The organism is Solwaraspora sp. WMMA2065 (assembly GCF_030345075.1).
GTDB lineage: Bacteria > Actinomycetota > Actinomycetes > Mycobacteriales > Micromonosporaceae > Micromonospora_E.
On sequence record NZ_CP128361.1, the window covers coordinates 2000850 to 2022830 of the forward strand.

Below are 21981 nucleotides of genomic sequence, written 5' to 3' on the forward strand. Positions count from 1 at the left end.
GACCGGCCCATGAACGTCACCGCCCGTTGTCTCGGCCTCGGCGTCACCGCCGCGCTGCTCACCGCCGTCGGGTCCGTGCTCGGCTATCCGGAGCTCGCGCTGCTCGGCACCGCCGGTCTGACGGTGGTCGGCTATGCGGCCGGCTACGCGCTGTGGCAGCCCCGGCTGTCGGTACGCCGTACCGTCGAACCCGACCGGGTGAACCGCGGCGACGTGTGCACCGTGACGCTGCAGGTCGGCAACCTTCGGCGCTGGGGCGCGGCGAGCGTCCTCGCCGAGGAACGGTGCGGCCGGCGGTGGATTCCGGTGCCGCTGGCCCGATTGCGCTCCGGCGCCACGACCACGGTGCGCTATCCGGTACCCACCGATCGCCGGGGCGTGCTCCCGGTCGGCCCGTTGCGGGTGCTCCGGCGCGACCCGTTCGGCCTGGTCGCCGTCGCACGCGCGGACGGCGAACCGGTCCGGGTATGGGTCCGGCCGCAGATGCATCCACTGCGCGCGGTGCCGGCCGGGATCGCCCGCAGCCTGGACGGCCGGATCGACCGGGTACCGCACGGCAGCATCACCTTCGACTCCTTACGGGAGTACGTCGTCGGCGACGAACTACGCCGGGTGCACTGGCGGACCAGCGCCCGGATCGGCCAGCTAATGGTGCGGGAACACGTCGACACCAGTATGCCCCGGCTGGTGGTGCTGCTGGACAACCGGACGGTCGCGTACCACGACCACGCCGACGGGGCGTCGGCGACGTTCGAGTCGGCCTGTGAGGCGGCGGCGTCGGTGGTCGACGCGGCGACCCGGGCCGACCTTCCGGTGCTGCTGCGGATGGTCGTCGACCAGCCGCCGCCGGACGGCACGCCGAGTCGGCACCCGCTGGACCGGCTGGCCGAGGTCACGCTGGCCGGGACCGACCGGCTGACCGGCGAGGACCCGGTCCGACAGGTCTGCGACCAGCTGCGCCAGCAACGGCCCGGCGACACGCTGGTCTATCTGGCCGGCACCGGTGATCCGGATGCCGTCGCCCGCATCGGTGCGCTGCGCGCAGTCTTCGCGATCATTCTGGTCGGCCGGATCACCGGCGCCGTCGACCCGTCGGCAGGCGGGGCACCGGCGCTGGGTGCCCCGACCGGGCTGGCCGGAGTGCTGTTCGTCGAGGCGGCCGACGGTGTCAGCTTCGCCGCCGGCTGGGATGCGGCAGGTGACCGGTGACCGGTGACCGGACGACCGGGCTGGCGCGTCTCGGTGCGGTGGCGGCGGCGCTGATCGCGATGACCGGGTCAGCCGCGGTCCTGCTCGGCCGAATCTACGACGGGGCGGCGGCCAGCTGGCTGATCGCCGGTGCCGGCGCGGCGGCGGTGCTGGTCGGCACGTGCGCCCGGCGGCTGCCGAACTGGCAGGTGGCTCCACTGTCCGTCCTGCTGATGGGTGGCTACCTGCTGGCCGCCGGATGGTGGGCGGCGGACCGGGCGGAGCTGGCCGGCCCGGTGACCCGGCTGCTCGCCGACGCCGCCGCGAACGGGGTTCCCCGGCTGCTGACCGCGATGATCCCGATGGAGGCGGTGCCGGACACGGTGGTGGTTCCGGTCGTGGCCAGCTGGCTCGCCGGCTTCACCGCGACCGAGCTCGCGGTGCGGGCCCGGCGCATGCTGCTCGGCTGCCTGCCGCCGTTGCTGCTGTTCGGCGCGGCGGCGTTCGTGGTCGGGCCGAACGCCGAGCCGGCCCGGTGGCCGGCGCTGCTGTTCGTCGCGGCGGCGGCGGTCGGGCTGCTGGTCACCGCGGCGCCGGCACCCGCTGCCCGGCGGAGCGGGTCGGCGGCAACGGTCAACCAGCCGTCCGGGCCGCGCAGCGGTGGCGGTGGTGGCGCGCTGACGACGGTACGGCTGCGGACGGCGGCGGTGTCGTTCGCCGGCGCGGCCACCGTACTGCTGCTGGTGGCGGTGAGCGCCCCGTGGGTGGTGGCCCGGATCGCGACGACCGACGTCGACCCACGCCGCTACGTCGCACCACCGCAGGTGGAAATCCTCGACGAGAATCCCCTGATCAGGATCTCCGGTTGGGCACTCAATCCCGATCAGCCGCTGTTCGACCTGCGGGTCGGCGCGTCACCGCCTCCGGCCGTGGACGGGCCGCAAGCCTCCGGGGCCGGCCCGCGTCCGACCGCAGACGGTGCGCTACGGCTGACTCTGGCCGTGCTGCACGACTACGACGGCGTCACCTGGCGGGTCGGCGGGACCTATCGCAACGCCGGCCGGGTGCTGCCGCCGGTCGAGGACGCTGCGGCGTCGCGAACCGACGCCTCGTCGACAGACGCAGTACGCCAGGAGATCACCGTGGCCGAGCTGTCCGGCCGGCTGCTGCCCGCGATCACCGCCCCGGTACGGGTCGACGGCGTCCGGGTGGCCTACGACCGGGCCAGCAGCACCTTGCTGCACCCCGAGGGTCTCACTCCCGGCGTCACGTACGCCGTCGACTCGGTGCCGCGTCGACCACCGCTGAACGCGCTGACCACCGCAGACGTGCCGGCCGGGGAGTCGGTGGCCCGGACCCTGCGGGTGGCTGACGGGGTGCCGGCGGAGATCCGTCGGCTCGCCCAGCAGCTCGCCCGGGACAACGGTGCGCCGTACCAGCGGGCGCTGGCCGTCGAGCAGTTCCTCGCCGACCACTACCAGCTTGTCGCCGACGCGCCGAGCGGGCACGCGTACCCGAATCTGGGTTTCTTCCTCTTCGGGCCGCGCGACGCCGGCGGCCAGCAGGGCACCTCCGAGCAGTTCGCCGCTGCCTACGCGCTGCTCAGCCGGCTGATGGGGCTACCCACCCGGGTGGTCGTCGGGTTCGTGGTGCCGTCCGGTGACGCGACGGTGCACGGCAGGCACGCGGTGGCCTGGCCGGAGGTGCTCTTCTCCGGTGTCGGTTGGGTGCCGTTCGATCCGCTGCCCCGACCGGACAGTACGCCGCGCCCGATCGAGGAGGAGTTCCGGCCGGCACCGGACGAGCCGACGCCGTCTGTGGCGCCGTCCGTGCTACCGACGGTCGACCCGACGCCGTCGACACCGCCCTCGGCGGCCTCCGCACCGCCGGGCGGTCGGCCGTCCGGCTGGCTGCTCGGCGTCGTCGCGGCGACGGTGGCCGGGGCCGGCGCGGCCGGATGGGCCGGCGTCGTCCTGCTGCTGCGTCGCCGGCTACGCGACCGGCGACTCGACAGCGGCCTGCCCGCGCACCGGGTCTGCGGGGCCTGGCTCGAGGTGGTCGACGCGCTCCGGCTGGCTGGTCACCCGGCCGGGGGGCACATGTCCGCCAGCGAGGTGGCCGGACACGGTCGGGAGTTGCCGGACGGTGCGGCACTGCCCCGGCTCGACCCGCTGGCCGAGCTGGTCAACCTCGCCAGCTTCGCACCGGGGCAGACCGACGACGAGCAGGCCCGGCGCGCCGGTGGCTACGCCACCGTCTGGGTGGCGGCGCTGCGTGCCCGGCGGCCGTGGTGGCAGCGGGTGATCTGGTCGCTGGACCCCGGTCCACTGCGCTGGGAGCGTCGCCGACGTACAGCCGCCACCGCGAACACCGCAGTAAACGGTTAGCCTTACCTAAGGACGGCGGCGGAAGGCGGACGGTGACCGGTACATCGGACGACACCCAGGCGGAGTCACTGGCGCAACTGCTCGGTGGGCGACGAGGCGCCATCGACGCCACGCTGCCAGCAGTGGCGTTCGGCGTCGGATGGGTGGCCGGCGGAGAGTCGATCTGGGTCGGCGTGTGCTGCGCGGTCACGGTCGGCGTGGTGATCGCCGGGGTACGCCTACGGCGTGGTGATCGACCCCGGTCGGTGCTGATCGGGCTGCTCGCCGTCTGCGTCGCCGCGGTGATCGCGCTACGCACCGGGCGGGCGTCCGACTTCTTCCTGGTGCAGCTGCTGTCGAACGCGGCGAGCGCACTGGCCTGGGCGTTCAGCATCGTCGTCCGGCGGCCGCTGCTCGGCGTGGTAGTGGGAGCGGTGCTGGGTCAACGGACCGGGTGGCGCCGGGATCCGGCGCTGCTGCGGGCGTACGGCCGGGCCAGCTGGGTCTGGGTCGGGCAGTACGTGACCCGGGTGGCCGTCTTCGTCCCGCTCTATCTCGCCGACCAGGCGATGGCGCTGGCAGCCTTACGGGTCGCGCTAGCCTGGCCGCTGGTCGCCGCCTGCCTGGCGGTGAGCTGGTGGGTGCTCCGCCGGTCGCTTCCGGCCGGGCACCCGGGGATACGCCGTCCGGTACCGGCCGACCTACGGTGACGAATCGGCCTCCCGTACGACCCGGGCCGGTGCTGATGTGACTAGAGTGACACGCTGTCCCGACCGCATCCGCACAAGGAGGCAGGCGTTCCCGTGGCCGAGAAACCTGCTGACTCCGCTCGCGGCGCCAGACGCAGCGACTCCGCTGCGGACGGTGCCCTCACGCAGCCGACCGTCGAGCTGAAGGCCCTGCCTGGCGGTCGGCCGCCGGGCCCGGCGGTTCCGGACGCACCGACGGTCGAGCAGCCAACGGTCGAGCAGCCAATCGTCCAGCTATCGGCCGACGCGAACCGCTCGGCCGACGCGTTCGACGAACCGACGGTCGAGCAGCCGGTGGTACGCCCCGCAGCCGTCCGACCCGCGGCCGCCGCTGTCGCGGGCCTGACCGCCGCCCCGGCACAACCACCGACGGGACCGGCCGGCACCGCATCTGGACCGGCAGCGACCGCGCCGGCACCGTCCCGGAGCGCGCCACCGGACGAGCCGGACCGGTTCATCGCGCTGGCCCGCCGGTACGGCTGGGTGGTGGCCGCCGGTTCGGTCGCCGCAGTGGCGCTGCTGTGCTCGGCGCCGTTCGTCTCCGGAAACGGACTGTTGTGGAACCCGGCGAGTTCGACAGGCTCGCCGACCACCCCCACCGCGACCCCGGAAAGCGCCCCTACCGCGACGGTCACGGCCGAGGTCACCGACACCTCGCCGGCCGCCGGCGACAACGGGGAGTCACCCGAGGTGCGCCAGGCCGACCCGCCGGCCGTGCCCCCCGAGCAGCCCGCGTCGGACCCGGCTCCTCCCCCGCCCCCATCGGACGACCCGCCGGCGTCCAGCGCCGCACCGCCGGGCGGCGGCGAGCCGGTGCTGCTCGGCCCGGACAACAGCGACGATCTCCGTGGCATGCTGGACAGTTACTGCAAGCAGGAGCACGGCGGCGGGTGGATGGCGTGGCCGCGCGAGTGGCCGGGCAACGGCACCGAATGGGAGTGCGTCCGGCCGTGGACCCCTCATGACCGAGACCTCGACGTCCGACGCGCCTGCGCCAGTCGATACGGCGAGCCGGTCGTCGCCGAGGCCGGCAGTCGTCGGGACGCGTACAGCTGGCGGTGCTACCGGGGCTGACGTCAGCCGACGAACACAAGGATGTGGTGGGCCGACCGGGATCGCTGCGTTGGCCAATCCCGGCCGACCCACCACGGGCGGGCCTGACCGTGGGTATCAGGCCGTCTGCGGAGGTTCGGCGCCGTCAGGCGGTGCCGGACCGTTTGGTGGGGCGGCGGTACGTAGGTGTTGGTTCAGGTGATGGATCGCGGTGGAGGTGTCCGGGTGGGCGGGGCCGGCCGCCCACCCGGACACCGGTCTCAGTTGTTCGGGAACAGGTGACCGAAGTCGGCGTAGGCCATCGCCAGGTCAGCCTGTGCCCAGAACCGGTGGTAGCGGAACTCCGGCTCCGGCCCACCGTTGAGGTACGCCTCAACCTTCGGCCAGTCCGGGTCGTCCAGGTAGAACGACCTGATGTCCAGGAAGCTCGCGCCCGGCTCGATCGTGTCGCCGTTGGGCATGGTGCCCGACCAGCCGTTCGGGATGTACAGACCCTGCCCGGTGGAGGCGTTGTAGACGTCGTCGAAGCGACGGTAGTCACCTCTCGTCTCCACGGTGGAGGAGCCCTGCGCGTCGGCGTTGGCGTACAACGCGTCCAGCAGGCCCTTGGCGGTGTCGCGGGCCTCGGTGTCGCCGGAGGCGGCCGCGTACCACATCAGGGTCCGGGCGTAGGCCGAGGCCACGCCGACATCCTGACCGGTACCGACGACCTCGACGTGCAGGTTGTTGTTGGCACCGGGGTTGCTCGGGTTCCAGGTGTCCGGCGCGCCGGTCCACTCCATGGTCGACGGGATCGCAAAGTCCCCGCCGGTGCCGATCTCGGTGTGCGAGATGGCCCACGGCACCCACTTGTCGAGGATCTGCTTGGCCCGGGCGTCGCCGGTCACGTAGTAGACCTCGGCCACCCGCTGCAGCGACCAGACCTGCATGCCGAACCACTCGTTGCTGCCCGGGTCGTGGTAGACCGGGTGCTCCGTGTAGTACATGCCGTAGAAGGTCGGGGTGCCCGACGGAGGCTGGGCGTAGGAGCCGTTCCAGCTGTTGGTGGCACCGCCGGCGATGGCACCTTCAGCGGACTGCAGCCACTGGTAGAACTCCATCTGCCGGTCGAAGCTCTCGGTCCAGTCCTGCACCGCGGTGGCGCCGCGCGGCCGCAGCTCCGGCACGTTGGTCAGCGCCCAGGCGGCGAACGGGTTCTGGTAGCCGAAGTGGTTGTGGCTGGAGCCGATCCGCCACGACCAGGCCGCCGAGGTGTCGGTGGCGCCACCCCAGGCGTAGTACCAGGACATCAGGTAGTGCGCGGAGTCCTTACCGGTACCGGCCGGGCAGCTGGATGGGCCGACACAGTTGCCGATCCGCTTGAAGTACTTGTCGAACATCGCGTAGCGCAGGTAGTCGCCCATCCGGGCGGCTTTCGCGACGGTGGCCGCGACCGCGCTCTCGTTGCCCTGCTCCTCGGCCCAGACCAGCGCCCAGTAGGCCGCCTGAATGGCGCGGGCGTCGGCATCCGGGGCGTTGGTGTACTTCCACTGCGACGCCGGGGCGTTGTCCTCGGCGATGAACAGGTCCAGGTAGCCGTTCGGGCCGCCGTGCGCTTTGGTGTCGCAGGATGGCTGCGGGACGGTCTCCCAGACCGACTCCTGCGGGCCGCGCTGGAAGGTGTTGATGTACGCGGGTCGGGTGGTGCCGTCACCGCAGCGGCCGTAGCCGTAGACGTTGTCCACGTCGAGCAGCCAGTGCATGCCGTAGATCTCGCCGGTGCCGTACGCCGACTGCAGCTCGTTGCGCAGCGGATCGGTGCCGACCGGAACGTTCTGGTTCAGCCGCGACGGGTACTGGTCGGGGCGCAGGTACTCCGCAGCGTACTGCGGGGTGCCGGGGACACCCGCGGTCGGCTGGTCGGCGGTGCCCGGGATGATGTACCGCTCCATCACGGTCCACGCGTTGTTGAACGGCGCCCAGTTCTCGGTGACCCGGCCGTAGTTGGCCTCCAGCCAGATCCAGAAGCTGAAAGCTTCGGAGGTGGTTTCGTGGCCGTGGTCCGGGGCCTCGACGATCAGTGTCTCAATGGAGTGGTAGGGCACGCCCTCGGGGCTGAAGTAACCCGAGTTCTTGATCTTTCCGTACTGCTCCAGGAAGCGCTCGATGTACTCGTTGTCGCCGCCGGGCGAGTCGTTGTCGATCTCGGTGACCACGATGGCCAGTGGCGCCAGGCCACTCGCCGTGGCGGTGATCGTGGCCGTGCCGCTGACCGTGTCGCTGTCCTCGGCGGCCGACACGGTGACCGTCGCCCCGGTGTTCCAGTTGCTCGGGGTGAGGGTGACCGACGACGGCGACCGGGTGATGCTGTTGTCGCCGGAGATCGCAAGGCTGACCGGCAGATTACCGCTCGGCGCCGAGCTCAACCGCAGGTTGAAGCTGCTGCTGCCGCCCTCGTTGACACTCACCGACGACGGGGTGGCGATCAGACTCGGTCCAGAGGCCGGACTGACGGTGAACGCCCGCTCGGCGGTGGCGCTGGCGCCGGCGTTGTCGTACGCCCGGGCCTGCACGGTGTAGCTGCCTGCGGGCAGGTCCTCCATGACGTACTGGTACGGGCTGGTCGTGTCGGTGTTGACCAGCAGCCCGTTGCGGTAGAACTCGACCCGGTCGACGGTGCCGTCGGCGTCGCTGGCGGTCGCGGTCAGCGGGACGTCGGCCGGCGCGATGAACGGCCCCGACGGCACCGTCAAACCGACCGTGGGCGGTTGGTTCTCCGACGCGCCGTTACAGGTCACACCGTTGATGGAGAACGAGGTCGGCCGGGGGTTGGAGCCGGTGTGCGAGCCGTTGAAGCCGATGTTGGTTGACTGACCGGTGGCCAGATTGCCGTTCCAGGCGGCGTTGGTCGCGGTCACCACGTTGCCGGACTGGGTCCAGTTGGCCGACCAGCCCTGGGTGACCCGCTGGCCGCCCGGGAACGTGAAGCGCAGGGTCCACCCGGTGAGCGGATCACCGAGGTTCTCGATGGTCACGTTGGCGGTGAAGCCGTTGTTCCAGTCGTTGGTCGAATAGACGACGTCGCAGGCGGTGGCCGCGTTGGCGACGCCGGGGACGGCGGCGACACCTCCGACGACCATCACGCCAGCGGCGAGCATTGCCAGCCGCTGTCTCGTCGCGGTCAATCTCATGTGCGGGGTTCTCCTCGCGAACCAGGCCGAGGCAGTGAGGTACACCTCGGCTTGGCGCCTTGGGCGCGGTGGGCGATGTCGTGGAGCAGCGCGTCGGACGCCAGGCGCCGGATGGGTGTGACCCGTCCCGGACCGGGGTCTGCATACGACGGAGAGCGCCGGACCGGCGGCTCCGGTTCACTGCGTGGCGCCGTACCGACACGGGGTCGGATGCCCTCGGCTGCCGCTGTCGCGTGGTCTGTTGGCTCCCACCTGCGATGGTCGACAGTGTTACATGGGAGCGCTCCCGCAGCAAGTGGCAACCTTTGACAACCCACCGGAGAACCCAGACGAACCCGCATTGAGCAGGGAATTCATCAGCGATGGTCGGGCGCGGCCGGACTCACTCACGCCACCAACATGTTTCGATCTCGTTTTGGGTCTTTCACAAACCCGTGACGGAGACTACAGTCCAGAACCAACGTCGATGGGAGCGCTTCCATCGATGGATGTTGCAACACGTGAGAGTACACCGTACCTGCCGTGCCCCGCCGCCCCGGTGGAGCACACCACTACCGGTCGTACAGCTGGTGGCGGGCCAGCCCGGACTCCGCCGGCAGCTGCAGACACCACCCGGGAGAGGAGGTGGATCCAGAGCCACTCGCGTGGCCCGGCTCCCGCGCGTCACGCACGACCTGGACGCCAAACCGCTCGTGCGTGAAAGCAACTGATGGTGGGGACGGGGGTTGCCCTCCCCGTCCCCACACTACTTCCCCACACCCGGCAGGAAATCGGTCGACCCGGCACCCCGTCCGGCCGTCCGGCCGACGTGACCCGGTTCCACCACCGCCGATCCCCCCATCCGCGCCACCTGACCGGCGCATCCGCGCGCCCGTGCCGCACCGCAGTGGATCGGACACCACTGTCAGGAGAGCCCGATGGCCGTACTGTCCCGCCGGCACCTGCACCGCCGGGCCGAGCGTTCCGCCGTCCGCGCCGCGAGCGGCGATCCGAGCGGCGATCCAGGCCGCGCCGCCGGCACCGGCCGCATCACCGGCACCGACCCCGGCCGAGCCATCGCCGACGCGACCGAAGCCGGCCCCGTCGACGCGACCGGGCCCGACCCGGCAGGCGATGGTTCCGCGACCCCGGCCATCCGCCACCGCGGCGATCCCGAACGTCCGATCGGTCTGCACTTTCCTAACAACTTCCGCTGGGGCGCGGCGACCTCCGCGTACCAGATCGAAGGTGCCGCCAAAGAGGACGGCCGAGGCGAATCGGTGTGGGACACCTTCAGCCACACCCCCGGTCGGACCCGCGGCGGCGATACCGGCGACGTCGCGGCCGACCACTACCATCGGTACGGCCACGACCTGGACCTGATGCGTGAGCTCGGACTGCACAGCTACCGGTTCTCCATCTCCTGGCCGCGGATCCAGCCCGACGGCACCGGTCAGCCCAACCGGCGCGGGCTGGACTTCTACCGCCGACTGGTCGCCGGGCTGCTCGAGCGGGGCATCGAGCCGATGGCCACCCTGTTCCACTGGGACCTGCCACAGGCCCTGCAGGACCTCGGCGGGTGGGAGCAGCGCGACGTGGCGTACCGCTTCGCCGAGTACGCCCAGATCCTGTTCCACGCCCTCGGCAGCGAGGTGCCGGTCTGGCTGACGATCAACGAGCCGAAGACCGTGGTACAGAACGGCTACCTCAGCGGGCATCACGCCCCGGGCCGGCCGGACGCGGACGCAGCGTACCTGGTGGCCCACCACCTCCAACTCGCGCACGGTCTGGCCGTACAGGCGCTACGCGCGGAGCGGGCCGCGTGCCGGATCGGACCGGCGCTCAACCTGCATCCCTGCTACCCAGCCGACGCGAGCCCGGCAGCCGCCGCTGCGGCCCGGCTGTACGACGGCTACGAGAACCGGCTGTACCTGGACCCGATCTTCCTCGCCAGCTACCCGGCGGACGTCCTCGCCGATCTCGGCCCGGCCAGCCGGCTGGCCGGTGGGATACACGACGGTGACCTCGATGTCATCGCCGAGCCGATCGACCTGCTGGCCGTCCAGTACTACACCCCGTTCTACGTCGCCGCAGACGGCAGCACGGTCCGCCGCTGGCCGACCTCGGAGGCGGGCTGGCAGCAGATCCACCCGGACGGCATGTTCGACGCCCTCACCCGGGTACACCGGGAGTACGGCACCGTGCCGATCACGATCACCGAGAACGGCCTGCCCACCCCGGACCGGTTGGCGACGGACGGTTCGGTGGACGATCCCGGCCGGGTCGCCTTCCTCCGGGATCACCTCGCCGCCGTGCACCGGGCGATCAGCACCGGTGTCAACGTGGAGAGCTACCATGTCTGGTCGCTGCTGGACAACTTCGAATGGGCCGAGGGATACCAGCAGCGCTGGGGGCTCATCTACGTCGACTACCCGACGCAACGGCGGATCTTCAAGCGAAGCGCGCACTGGTACCGGCGGGTGATCGCGGAGAACGCCATCTGACAGCGATGATGTTCCACGGCCGGGCCGCGCGGAAGACGACCGGGATTACATCCTCCGGAGGAACTCGCCCTCGGTAACCAGAAAACCGCACCACGCCGCGTACGCGCCAGGACAGACTGTGCCCATGGGGTTCGGTCCTGGGTTGCGTCTCGACCGGAGATACGTACTGGTCGAACGGATCGGGCTGGGTGGGATGTCCGAGGTGTGGCGGGCCAGCGACGAACTGCTCGACCGACCGGTCGCGGTGAAGGCGCTCACGCCGCCGATCGCGCCAGCGGTCCGGGCCGCTTGTCGGCAGGAGGCCCGGGCCGCGGCCCGGATCACTCATCCGCATGTCACCCAGGTGTACGACTACGGCGAGGCGGCGATCACCGAGACCGATGTGGTGCCGTTTCTGGTCCTCGAACTGGTCGACGGGGAGAACCTCGCTGCCCGCCTGGCCGGTGGGCCGCTGCCCTGGCAGGCTGCGGTCTGGCTGACCGCACAGGTGGCCAGCGGCCTGGCCGCCGCCCACCGGATCGGGGTGGTGCATCGGGACATCAAGCCGGGCAACGTCATGCTCACCGCCAGTGGCGCCAAGATCCTGGACTTCGGCATCGCCGCGTTGACCGACGGCCGACCCGCGCCCGATGCCGGCTGGTTGCTCGGCACTCCGGCGTACGCCGCACCGGAACGGCTGCTTCACTGGCCGGCCCATCCGGCGGCCGACGTCTACGCCCTCGGCGCGCTCTGCTACGAGATGCTGACCGGGTCACCACCCATACCGGCCGGCAGTTGGCGGGAGGCGGCCGTCCGGCTACAGCGACCGGACCCGCCGGCCCGACCCCGCGCCGACGGACTGCCCGCCCCCGCCGCCGATCTCTGCCTCGCCTGCCTGAGCCGGGATCCGGCGCAGCGGCCGGCCGCCGGTGAGATCGCCGACGCCCTGCACGCGGTGCTCGGCGTGATGGTCGAGTTCCCGTTGCCCGGACCGCGCCCGGTCGGCGCTTCGCCCGGCGGCCGGACCTTGGTGGACCGGCTACCGCCGGCCCGGCAGGCCGGGCCGATGCTGCGGCGGGCCGCGATGGTGGCCCAGTCGGACCAACCGGCACCGCGCCGGGCCGCGATGGCGGCGCGGCCGGCTGTCCCGCCGGACGCGCGACCACCCGCCGGCCGGGCCCGGATGTCCTCGACGGCGGTCGGTCTTGCCGGGGCCGGCGCGGCGGCGCTACTGGCCTTCGCGGTCGTGGCGGCCGCGGTACTCGGCGCGCCTCTGCCGGCCGCCGAACACGCGGCGGCCCCCTCGCCGATAGCGACCGCGCCGGTCGCCGGGGCGGCCAGGCCCCCGACCGGGCCGGACGACACACCGCCGGAGCTGCTGGCCACGGCGGCGCGGGTGGTGGAGCAGTTCGATCTGCTCGTGGCCGACGGCTCCACTGACGGGCGGATCAGGGCGGATGCCGCAGCTGACCTACGCGACGCGGCCGACCAGTTTCGCGTCTCGGTGGCGGAAGGCGCCACGCCTGAGCAGCTACGGCACCGGGCCGGCGAGCTAAGGTCGAGACTCGCCGCACACCGACAAGAGGGCACAGTGGGCACCGATATTTCAATCCAGCTCGACCTCATGCTCGCCACGCTCCTGGTGGAGGTCGCCGACTGAGAGCTCAGCGCGGCAGCGCCTGCTGCAGTTCGGCGCGCAGCGCCGGAGTCAGCATCTCACCGGCCTGCTTGGCCAACCGCGCCATCTCATAGCCGACCACACCGATGTCCGCATCGCCAGCAGCGAGGGTGGCGAGGATCGAACCGTCCCGGATATTCATGATCAGGAAGTAGCCGCGGCCCATCTCGACCACGGTCTGCTTCACCACGTCGTTGTCGAACATCTGGGCCGCACCACTGGTGATGCTCATCAGCCCGGAGGTCACCGCCGATAGCTTGTCGGCGTGGTCCCGGGGCAGATGTTCCGACACCGCGACCAGCAGACCGTCCGAAGACACCACGATGGCATGCGCGACACCCGGCACGCGCTCCGCGAACGCGCTCACCAACCAGCTGAGGTCGCGGGCCTCCTTGCTCAAAGTCTTCACTCTTGCTCCTCCTCACCACGGCGGCCGGCCGGCGCCAGGGTCATCTCGCTGGTGTCCTCGGACTCAGCCCGCCGCACACCGCCGTAGAAGCGGGACAGCACGCTACTGACCGCATCCGGATCCGGCTCGTCGACCGGCGCCGGAACGGGAGCTGCGGGAGATTCGGCGGGAACGGGCAACGAAGCCATCGGCACCCGTACCGGTAGTCCCTTGCTGCTGGTCCCGGCGGTTACCGGAACCACCGGCGGCGCTGGGGCGGGTGGCAGCGGAGCGACCGGTCCACGTTGACGTTCCCACCAGACGCTGCCGCCACCGGCCGCGGCACCGCCGGCCGCAGCACCGCCGGCCGCAGCGCCACCGGCGGAGGCGAGGATGGCCTCGGCCCGCGCCGGGGTGGGTCGGCGACCGCCGCGCCGGACCGCCACGGTCCGGTCACCGGCGGCCGGTCCGGCCGGCAGCGCGGTCACCGGACGCAACGCCGGTACCGCACTCGGCTGCTCGACCACAGCTGGTTGCGCAGGCACCACCGGAACCGGTTCGTCCGCCGGGATCGACGGACGAGCGGCCGGCGGGGCGAACGCCGGCCCACGACCACCCAACACAGCCGGTGGCCGGCCGGCCACCGGGTCACCGGCGCTGGCCCGCACCGCCGCGCCGACGGCACGCATCTCCCTGGTCGGGTAGTCGGTCGGGCTACGGCCGACCGACGCGACGTACGGCGAGTCCTCGTCCGGCGCCGCGAGCACCGTGCCGGGCAGCCACACGTTGGCCACCAGCCCCCGTTCGGCCGGCCGCAACTGCACCCGTACCCCTAGCCGGGCGGCCAGGTGGCTGACGACGAACAGCCCCATCCGCTCGGAGGCGGCGACGTCGGCGTCGGGCGGTTCGGCCAGGGTCGCGTTGGCCTGCTCGATCGCCTCGGCGGACATCCCCATCCCCTCGTCGGTGATCTCGATGAGAACCGACTGGGGCGCGTACTCGTGTCCGGTGACGTGCACGTTGGTGTACGGCGGGGAGAAGGCGGTGGCGTTCTCCAGCAGCTCTGCGAGCAGGTGCACCAGGTCGCCGACGGCGTGCCCGACGATGTGCAGCTTGTCCTCGACGTCGTGGCGGATCCGCGGGTACTGCTCAATCTCGGCAGCGGCGGCCAGAGTCACCGCCGACAGCGCCACCGGACGGCTCCACCGCCGGCTAGCCTCGGTCCCGGCCAGCACCAACAGGCTCTCGTCGTTGCGGCGCATCCGGGCAGCCAGGTGGTCGAGCTTGAACAGGTTGTCCAGCTGGTCCGGGTCGCCCTCGTCGCGTTCCAGCTCGTCGAGCAGCTCCAGTTGCCGTTCGACCAGCACCTGGCTGCGGCGGGCCAGGTTGACGAACATCGCATTGACGTTGCGGCGCATCACCGCCTGCTCCACCGCGACGGTCACCGCGCTACGGTGCACCGCGACGAACGCCTCGGCGACCTCACCGACCTCGTCGCGGGTGCGTACCGCCGCCGGAGGAATCTCGATCTGCGGGACCCCGGACTCCACCGAACGGAGCCGTTGCAGGGTGTCCGGCAGGTCGAGCTGGGCGACCTGCAACGCCTGGCTCCGCAGGACCCGCAGCGATCGGGCGATCGACCGCCCGATCGCCACCGAGGTGAACAACGCGATGAACAGCACCCCGAGCACCGCCCCGGCGACCAGCACTGTCCGTTGCAGCTGCTGGTCGCTGCGGGCATCGGCGAGGCTCACCGCGCTGCCCAGCACGCCCGACTCGACCTGACGCAGCAGCTGGTGGCGGTCCTGGCTGGCGGCCCACCAGGCGTCCGGTTCCAGCACCGCCGGGCTGGCGGCGCCACCGACGATGGTGGTTTCCTCCAGGTCCACCGCGGCGACGAACCGGGGGTCGGCGGCGGCCTGGCCGTACCGGGCGATCTGGTTGCCGGTCGCGGTCACCCGAAACTCGGCGAGCGCGGTCAGTTGCTGCGCCCGTAGGTCGGTCAGACTGACCTGGTCCTCGGGTCCGTACCGGCCGGCCCGGGCGGCGGCGTACAGCTGCGCCCGGACCCGGGAGCCGAGCTCCTTCACCCGGGCCAGCTGGACGCTGCGCAGCACCGCCTGGGTCAGCTCCGGCCGGTCCTGACCCGGCGACGGTTCGGCGAGCAGCTCCAGCAGAGTGTCGATGGCCCGGGTGTAGTTGCCGAACACGGTGTCGGCTCCGACCGCGCCGCCGGAGATGGACTCACGCAGCGGTGGCAGCTGGTCCAGCGATTCGAGCACCCGGCTGTAGGCGGTCTGCCAGGCCGCGTCCCCGCCGGCCTGTGGGCCGGCGGCGGCCAGGAAGTCGGCGATCCGGCGGTCGACGGCGTCGTAGTGCGGCTGCAGCGCCTCGACGCTGCGCTCCGGGTCGTACCCGGTGCCGCTCTGTCGGGCGGCGAGTTCGCCGGCGGTCCGGTCGCGTTCCTGCTGCAACTCGTGTACCAGCGCGGTGACCTGCTCGCCGATCTGGACCTGCCGGGCGAACTCGTTGAGTGCCGTCGCCTGGCCGACCAGTGAGCCGGTCTGCACCGAGGCGACCACCAGGAACGCCACCGACGGGACGACCAGCACCGCGGCGAGTTTCGCGCCCATCCGCCAGTCCCGTGGACGCAGCCGGAGCCGACGACGGTGTGGCGTCACACCGTCACCATTGGTCACGCGGCGGCGGGGGTACGGCACCGCGTTGTCGTACGGGCCACCGGGAGCAACCACCACGCCTCCTCGCCGTTTTCCCCGACACCGGCCAAGCCGAGGAGCGGGGTCCATCCAACCAGGCCACGTTCCGCTGTCAATGCGGCGACCTGCGGGAAGGCTCACGAAGGATACAGTGGCTGACTGGCGGGTAGCTTACCCGCCGACTCACCATCATCCGTCCGGCCGATGTCGCGTGCCGGCCCCGGCCCGTCGAACCGGCCGAGAGCGACCAGCGCGGCCCCAGTGGCACCGACCTCGGGCTCGGCCATGTAGCGCACCTGACGCGGGGCGAGTGCCGCACCGAACGCCCTGCGCCACCAATCGGATGCGGAGAGTGCGCCGCCGCCGAGAACGACCTCGGTCACGGGGCCGTCCATCGTCGATTCGATCTCGTCCAGGTCACCTGCCACCTGCCGGCAGACGCCCTCCATCAGCCCGGCGAAGATGTCGACCGCTGTGGTGCCGAACCCCAGTCCGCGCAGCTCGCCGGAGCCGGCCGGGGCACGGCCCGGCGGGCGGTCGCCACCGAACCGGGGATCCGCAGGAACGCCCTCACCCGGCTCGATCAGATCCAGCGCCCGGTTCAGCTCGGCTCCCTGCGGCAGGCGCAGTTCCCGGTTCGCCCAGCTGTAGAGGTTGCCGCCGGCGGAGTAGGCCCGGCCGGTGACGATCCGGGTGTGGTCGACACGATAGCGCCACAGCTGTGCCGGCAATGGCGGCAACGGCACGCCCGGCGCAGCCAACTGGACCACCCGTACCGCAGCTGAGGTGCCGACCGTGACCGCAGCCCGGCTGGGGTCCAGGCATCCGGAGCCGATGTTGGAGGCGGCGCCGTCGCCGATCGTCGGGGTCCACGGCACGCCGGCCAACGCCGGCCAACGCCGGGCGAACTCGGCCCGCAGCTGCCCGCGCCAGTCCGCCGGGGCCAGCTCCGGAAGCTCACCAGGACGTACCGTGGCCAGCTGCACGGCCTCGGGGTCCCACTGCATGGTCACCAGGTCGAGCATGCCGGTGCCGGACGCCTGGGACACCGACATCGGTGCATGCCCGAGCAGACCGGCCAGCACGTACTCCGGCAGGCCGACGAAGCGCGCCGGCCGGCCGCCGCAGTGGCGGCGCAGCCACGGTAGTCGCACCGTCCAGTAGAAGCGGTGCCACCAGGTGCCGGTGCGCTGGTGGAAGTCGGCTTCGTCGGCCGGCGCGGCCGCACCGGGCAACGTGGCCGGTCGGGTGTCCAGCCAGGTCATCAGCGGGCCGATCGGGGCACCAGCGGGATCCAGCGGCAGCACCGAGTGCCACTGGGCCGCCGAGGCGACCAGGCCGACACCGTCGAGCCGGCCGGCCGAGTCGAGCTCGTCGATGCAGTCGATCAGAGCGGCCAGGTAGTCGGCCGGGTCAAGGGTGGCGGCGCCGTCCCGGTCGACCGCCAACGCCACCTTGCGGCGGGCCAACGCGTCCTGCTGCGGCACGGCCGCGTTGTCGAGGATCAGGCCGCGCACCGACGAGGTGCCGAGATCGAGGGCGAGGATGCTCATCGTCGATCACCGTACCCAGCCACGGTCCCGGACCGGTATGCTGGCGCCATGCTCGCGCTCACTCGCTGCTGGTGGCCCGCCGACCTGGCGGCCCCGCCGCGCGTCTAGCGCGAAACCATCCGGCCGCCCGTCGAGGCGGCCACCGGGACCCCACCCGGGCAGTTCCTCGCCGGGCCGCCCGAAGCCCGAGGGGACCCGATGACCGACCACCTGTCCAGCCTGCTGCGCGCCGTGCACGACGGCGTCGACCCAGGTCCGTTCGCGCTGCTGCGGCGCGACGGCGCCGACGTCATCGAACTGCTCCGTGGCACACCGCACCGCGCCGACCGGCTGGCGGACATCCCGCTGCCGGCCGGACCGACGAACCAGCCGGCGACGCTGGCGGTGGTCCCGTACCGGCAGATCGCCGAACGCGGGTTCGCCCACGTCGACGACGGGCTTCCGCTGGAGTGCATCCGGGTGTCGACCTACCGTCAGGTACCGGTCGCGGCGGCGGTCCGCGACCTGCCCGGCACGCCGGTGGCGACCGACGGCGGCGGCTTCGACATCGCCGACGACGAGTACGCCGACCTGGTGGCCCGGGTGCTGCGGGACGAGATCGGCAACGGTGCCGGCGCCAACTTCGTACTGCACCGCACCTACCGGGCCCGGCTGGTGGCACCGGGCGGGTCCGCCGCCGACCGGATGGGCCGCTCGGCGGCGCTGGTCGCCGGGCTGAGCGCGCTCCGCCGGCTGCTGTGCGACGAACTCGGCGCCTACTGGACGTTCCTGGTCTACACCGGCGAGCGGGTGCTGGTCGGCGCGACGCCGGAACGCCACGTCAGCGTGAGCGACGGACTGGCCATGATGAACCCGATCAGCGGCACCCTGCGGCATCCGCAGGGTGAGCCGGATCTCGCCACCGTGCTGTCGTTCCTCGACGATCCCAAAGAGGTCGAGGAGCTCTACATGGTGCTCGACGAGGAGCTCAAGATGATGGCGACGGTCGCCGAGCACGGCGGCCAGGTGATCGGCCCCTACCTGAAGCGGATGTCCCGGCTGAGCCACACCGAGTACCTGCTCGCCGGACGCAACTGCCACGACGTGCGGGAGGTGCTCCGGCAGACGATGTTCGCGCCGACCGTCACCGGCAGCCCGATCGAGAGCGCCTGCCGGGTGATCGCCCGGTACAGCCCCGGTGGACGCCGCTACTACGCCGGGGTGCTCGCACTGCTCGGCCACGACCTGGCCGGCGCGCAGACACTCGACGCCCCGATCCTGATCCGGGCCGCCGAGATCGATCTGACCGGGGAGATCCGCGTGCCGGTCGGCGCGACCCTGGTGCGTCACTCCACACCGTCCGGTGAGGTGGCCGAGACGCACGCGAAGGCGTCGGCGGTCCTCGCGTCGCTCGGGCTCGCCTCCGGTCCGGCCTCCACGCCCTTCTCCGGTCCGGACTCCGCACCGGCGGCGCCTTCGGACCGGCCGGCGGCCGACCGGGCCGTGACCTGCGGAATCGGGCTGCCGGCCGGGACTGCCGGCACCGGCGTCGCCGCCGCGCTCGCCCACCCCGAACACCCCACCGTGGTACGCGCGTTGGCCGCCCGCAACGACCGGCTGGCCCGCTTCTGGCTGGAGCAGCGGGTTTCCGGTGCGGTGGCCGAGTCCCGGTTGACCGATCTGGACGTGTTGGTCCTGGACGCCGAGGACAGCTTCACCGGCATGCTCGCCCACCTGCTGCGGGCGCTCGGCGCGGCGGTCCGGCAGGTCCGCTGGGACCGGATCGCGACGGTAGACCTGGCAACCGCGGACGTCCTGGTCGCCGGGCCCGGCCCGGGTGACCCGACCGATCCGGCGCAGCCCCGGATGGCGGTGCTGCGCCGGGTCGTGGAGGCCGCGCTGCACCGTGGGCAGCCGCTGCTCGGCATCTGTCTGGGCCACCAGGTGCTGGCCGACCGGCTCGGCCTGGCGGTGACCCGGCGGCCACTGCCCAGCCAGGGACTGCAGCGGGAGATCGACCTTCTCGGTGTCCCGCGCCGGGTCGGCTTCTACTCAAGTTTCACCGCCAGCAGCGCCACCGCGAGCCTGCCCACTCCGTACGGGCAGGTCCGGCTGTGCCGGGACGAGACCGACGGCGCGGTGCACGCGCTGGTCGGCCCGCGTTTCGCCGGGGTGCAGTTCCATCCCGAGTCGGTACTCAGCCCGGACGGCTTGGACGTACTGCGGGACCTGCTGGTCGATCTGGTCGCGGTCAACCGGCGGCCAGACCGCGTTTGACCGCCGCGGCGATGTCGACCACCCGCCGGGCGGTCAGGGCGGTCGCGGTCAGCGCCGCCTCGTCCGGCGGGATCTCGCCGTTGTTGCTGGTGTGGGAGGCGCCGTACGGATTGCCGCCGACGAACTGGCTCGGCTCCACGTAGCCGGGGGTGACCACGATGCCGCCCCAGTGGTAGACGACGTTGTACAGCGACAACAGCGTCGCCTCCTGTCCGCCGTGCGCGGTGGCGGTCGAGCAGAACCCGGAGAACACCTTGTTGACCAGGACCCCCTTGGCCCACAGCGGCCCGCTGCCGTCGATGAACTGCTTCAGCTGCGCGGCCATCACCCCGTACCGGGTCGGGGTGCCGAAGATGACCGCGTCCGACCAGGCCAGATCGTCGATCTCGGCCTCCATCACGTCCTCGGCTTCCAACCGGTGCGCGTGCCAGCCGGAGTTGGACCGGATCGCCTCCTCGGGGGCGAGCTCGCGGGCCTTGCGCAGCCGCACCTGCGCCCCGGCCTTCTCCGCAGCCTCCACGGCGGCCTGCGCCATCTGGTACGTGGTCCCCGTGGCGCTGTAGTAGATCACCGACAGGTTGATCGGGTCGTCCATCGATAGCTCCTTCGGCTCGGGTCTGCCCCCGGTACCGCGCTACCCGTTCGTTGCGCCGGCAAACACCGGTGCCGGCATCGGCCCGGACGGTGCCCGCCGATCCGTCCGGTGCCGGGAGCGCGGCGCCCGCGCAGCCGGTCCGTTCACAACGCTGGATCCGGGATCGTGAACGAACGGACCCTGGGCGACGCGTGAACAGGGTAGGTAGTTTTCGTTACGACTCGGTCGCCGCCGCCGACCCGCTCTTCCCGCCGGTACGCCCGCCGACCGTCCGGCGCACCCCGCCGTCGATCTTTGAGGAGGTCCTGATGCGTGACCGTCAGGCGCTCGCGTTGGCGTTCGATGTCCCGGGCCTGCCACCACTGAAGAATCAGACACTGTCCATCTTCACCGCCGGTAATCGGCAGGCGGCGCGGGTCCGTACCCTGCTGACCGCAGCGTGCGACGCGGCGCAGCGCAGCGGCTGGACGCCGCTGGCCGATCCGGTTGCGCTGGAGGTCGTGGTACGCCGCCCGAGCGGGCACCAGTTCGGCTATGCGACGAACTTCCTCGGCGGCATCGGCGACGTGCTACAGGACAAGCGCCACGAGCCGGCCGGTACCGTCGCGCACCTCGGCGTCCTCGTCGACGTGGCGCTGTTCGTCACCGACCGGCAGATCCAGCGGATCTGCTACCGCGAGGAGTACGCCGACGAGCCGTCGTACCAGGTGACGGTCGCCGCGCTCGACCAGCCCGACGGCTGAAGGCGGCCCGGCGCCGTCACGCAGGCTCGACCGCGAGCGACGCCACCTCGTCGGCGCAGCCCCAGCTCAGCGTCACGCCGGCACCGCCGTGGCCGTAGCAGTGGATCAGCTGGGTGACCCCGGCCGGCGGCGCCGGATCGGCCTCCACCCGGGCACCGCCGTGCCGCCCGGGCCGCAGCCCGACCCGCTGGGCGAGGACCGCCGCACCGGCCAGCTCGGGAACGAGGGCGGCGCAGCGGGCCCGGATCGCCCGGCTCGTCGCCGGGTCGGGCAGTTCGCCGTCGACGCCCGGCTCGAACGTGCCGCCGAGCACGACGTCGCGCCGCCGGGGGTGCACGTACGTGGCGCCGTCGGGGTGGTGTTCGTCGCGTACCGAGGTGGCGATGCCGGGATTGGCCACCAGCACCACCTGGCCGCGGATCGGATGCACCGCCGGATCGGCGGCCAACCGACCGGCGGCCAGGCCGGTGGCGTTCACCACCACCGGCGCCAGCTGGCCCGCCTCGGCCAGATTGCACAGGTCACGCTGGCGCAGGACGCCGCCAGCGGAGACGAACCGTCGGGTGAGCCAGTCCAGGTACGGTCGCATCTCCACGGTGGGCACCGTGCACCGCCACTCGGCAACCACCTCACCGGCCGGACCGGCGCCGGTGGCCGGCACCACCGGGGTGACCGGGCAGTAACGCAGGTCGGGAACGGCCGCCGCCCACCACGGTGGATCGTCGACCGGGGTACGCAGCAGCATCCGGGTCGGTCGCATCACCACCCCCGGGACCGGCTGCCGGGCCTGGTCGGCCAGTTCGTCGAAGGTGCGACGGGCCCAGTCGAGCACCCGGGACGTGCCGTCGGTCCGGGTCGGGTACCAGACCGCGGCGGCCACCGCCGACACGGTCTGCTCGACGGGGTGGGCGGTGACCACGGTCACCCGTAGTCCCCGTTGCTGCAGCCGGACGGCACAGCTGAGCCCGATGATGCCGGCTCCGACCACCACCGCGTCAGACACCGTCTCTCCTGTCTGTCCCGTCCGCCCGGTCGGTCCGCTCCGGGCGGTACCCGTACCCGC

Annotated in this window: 14 protein-coding genes; 8 read left to right on the forward strand and 6 right to left on the reverse strand. The window is 72.2% G+C overall.

The features are described from left to right. The first annotated feature begins 9 nt into the window (after nucleotides 1-9). From O7610_RS09050 to O7610_RS09065, 4 genes are all read left to right on the forward strand, one after another. Nucleotides 10-1209, forward strand: coding sequence for a DUF58 domain-containing protein (locus O7610_RS09050; protein WP_281555317.1), 1200 nt, complete (start codon nucleotides 10-12; stop codon nucleotides 1207-1209). Beyond that, a complete protein-coding gene (locus tag O7610_RS09055; protein ID WP_289213051.1) occupies nucleotides 1206-3575 on the forward strand; it encodes a transglutaminase-like domain-containing protein in 2370 nt (789 codons plus the stop codon). Before O7610_RS09050 ends, O7610_RS09055 begins: the two co-directional genes overlap by 4 nt. Nucleotides 3576-3607: 32 nt before the next feature. Beyond that, on the forward strand, nucleotides 3608-4264 hold the full coding sequence (locus tag O7610_RS09060; protein WP_281555319.1) for a DUF3159 domain-containing protein: 657 nt from the start codon (nucleotides 3608-3610) through the stop codon (nucleotides 4262-4264). A 93-nt stretch (nucleotides 4265-4357) separates the two neighbouring features. Further along, entirely contained in the window at nucleotides 4358-5377 is a 1020-nt protein-coding gene (locus tag O7610_RS09065; protein ID WP_289213052.1) for a hypothetical protein, read from the forward strand. Between the two features lie 239 nt (nucleotides 5378-5616). Here O7610_RS09065 and O7610_RS09070 read toward each other — a convergent pair whose 3' ends face one another. Then, complete coding sequence (locus tag O7610_RS09070) at nucleotides 5617-8526, reverse strand: glycoside hydrolase family 48 protein (RefSeq protein ID WP_281555321.1); 2910 nt, start codon at nucleotides 8524-8526, stop codon at nucleotides 5617-5619. A gap of 917 nt (nucleotides 8527-9443) precedes the next feature. Between O7610_RS09070 and O7610_RS09075 the strand changes: the two genes are divergently transcribed. After that, the gene (locus tag O7610_RS09075; protein WP_281555322.1) at nucleotides 9444-11009 is read left to right on the forward strand and encodes a GH1 family beta-glucosidase; all 1566 of its coding nucleotides are present in this window, start codon (nucleotides 9444-9446) and stop codon (nucleotides 11007-11009) included. Nucleotides 11010-11133: 124 nt separating this feature from the next. Then, the gene (locus O7610_RS09080) at nucleotides 11134-12648 is read left to right on the forward strand and encodes a serine/threonine-protein kinase (RefSeq protein ID WP_281555323.1); all 1515 of its coding nucleotides are present in this window, start codon (nucleotides 11134-11136) and stop codon (nucleotides 12646-12648) included. A 4-nt stretch (nucleotides 12649-12652) separates the two neighbouring features. On the opposite strand, the gene O7610_RS09085 is transcribed toward O7610_RS09080, so the two are convergent. From O7610_RS09085 to O7610_RS09095, 3 genes are all read right to left on the reverse strand, one after another. Beyond that, entirely contained in the window at nucleotides 12653-13075 is a 423-nt protein-coding gene (locus O7610_RS09085; RefSeq protein ID WP_281555324.1) for a roadblock/LC7 domain-containing protein, read from the reverse strand. After that, on the reverse strand, nucleotides 13072-15807 hold the full coding sequence (locus O7610_RS09090; RefSeq protein ID WP_289213053.1) for a sensor histidine kinase: 2736 nt from the start codon (nucleotides 15805-15807) through the stop codon (nucleotides 13072-13074). Before O7610_RS09090 ends, O7610_RS09085 begins: the two co-directional genes overlap by 4 nt. A gap of 101 nt (nucleotides 15808-15908) precedes the next feature. Continuing rightward, entirely contained in the window at nucleotides 15909-17324 is a 1416-nt protein-coding gene (locus O7610_RS09095) for an FGGY family carbohydrate kinase (protein WP_289213054.1), read from the reverse strand. A gap of 198 nt (nucleotides 17325-17522) precedes the next feature. On the opposite strand from O7610_RS09095, the gene O7610_RS09100 reads away from it, so the two are divergent. After that, nucleotides 17523-19580, forward strand: a complete 2058-nt coding sequence (locus tag O7610_RS09100) for an anthranilate synthase family protein (RefSeq protein ID WP_281555327.1) — start codon at nucleotides 17523-17525, stop codon at nucleotides 19578-19580. On the opposite strand, the gene wrbA is transcribed toward O7610_RS09100, so the two are convergent. Further along, on the reverse strand, nucleotides 19555-20175 hold the full coding sequence (wrbA, locus tag O7610_RS09105; protein ID WP_281555328.1) for an NAD(P)H:quinone oxidoreductase: 621 nt from the start codon (nucleotides 20173-20175) through the stop codon (nucleotides 19555-19557). The two genes, O7610_RS09100 and wrbA, sit on opposite strands and share 26 nt — an antisense overlap. 308 nt (nucleotides 20176-20483) lie before the next feature. Here wrbA and O7610_RS09110 point away from each other — a divergent pair, with 308 nt between their 5' ends. Continuing rightward, on the forward strand, nucleotides 20484-20918 hold the full coding sequence (locus O7610_RS09110; protein ID WP_289213591.1) for a hypothetical protein: 435 nt from the start codon (nucleotides 20484-20486) through the stop codon (nucleotides 20916-20918). 16 nt (nucleotides 20919-20934) lie between these two features. Here the strand turns inward: O7610_RS09110 and O7610_RS09115 are convergent, their stop codons facing one another. Beyond that, nucleotides 20935-21921 (reverse strand): FAD-dependent oxidoreductase, encoded by a 987-nt coding sequence (locus O7610_RS09115; protein WP_289213055.1) that lies wholly within the window; start codon nucleotides 21919-21921, stop codon nucleotides 20935-20937. Nucleotides 21922-21981 lie beyond the last annotated feature (60 nt).

Coding starts and splice junctions, on each gene's coding strand:
- O7610_RS09050 (WP_281555317.1), top strand. CDS start 10: ATGAACGTCACCGCCCGTTGTCTCGGCCTCGGCGTCACCGCCGCGCTG.
- O7610_RS09070 (WP_281555321.1), bottom strand. CDS start 8,526: ATGAGATTGACCGCGACGAGACAGCGGCTGGCAATGCTCGCCGCTGGC.
- O7610_RS09075 (WP_281555322.1), top strand. CDS start 9,444: ATGGCCGTACTGTCCCGCCGGCACCTGCACCGCCGGGCCGAGCGTTCC.
- O7610_RS09080 (WP_281555323.1), top strand. CDS start 11,134: ATGGGGTTCGGTCCTGGGTTGCGTCTCGACCGGAGATACGTACTGGTC.
- O7610_RS09095 (WP_289213054.1), bottom strand. CDS start 17,324: ATGAGCATCCTCGCCCTCGATCTCGGCACCTCGTCGGTGCGCGGCCTG.
- O7610_RS09100 (WP_281555327.1), top strand. CDS start 17,523: ATGACCGACCACCTGTCCAGCCTGCTGCGCGCCGTGCACGACGGCGTC.
- wrbA (WP_281555328.1), bottom strand. CDS start 20,175: ATGGACGACCCGATCAACCTGTCGGTGATCTACTACAGCGCCACGGGG.
- O7610_RS09110 (WP_289213591.1), top strand. CDS start 20,484: ATGCGTGACCGTCAGGCGCTCGCGTTGGCGTTCGATGTCCCGGGCCTG.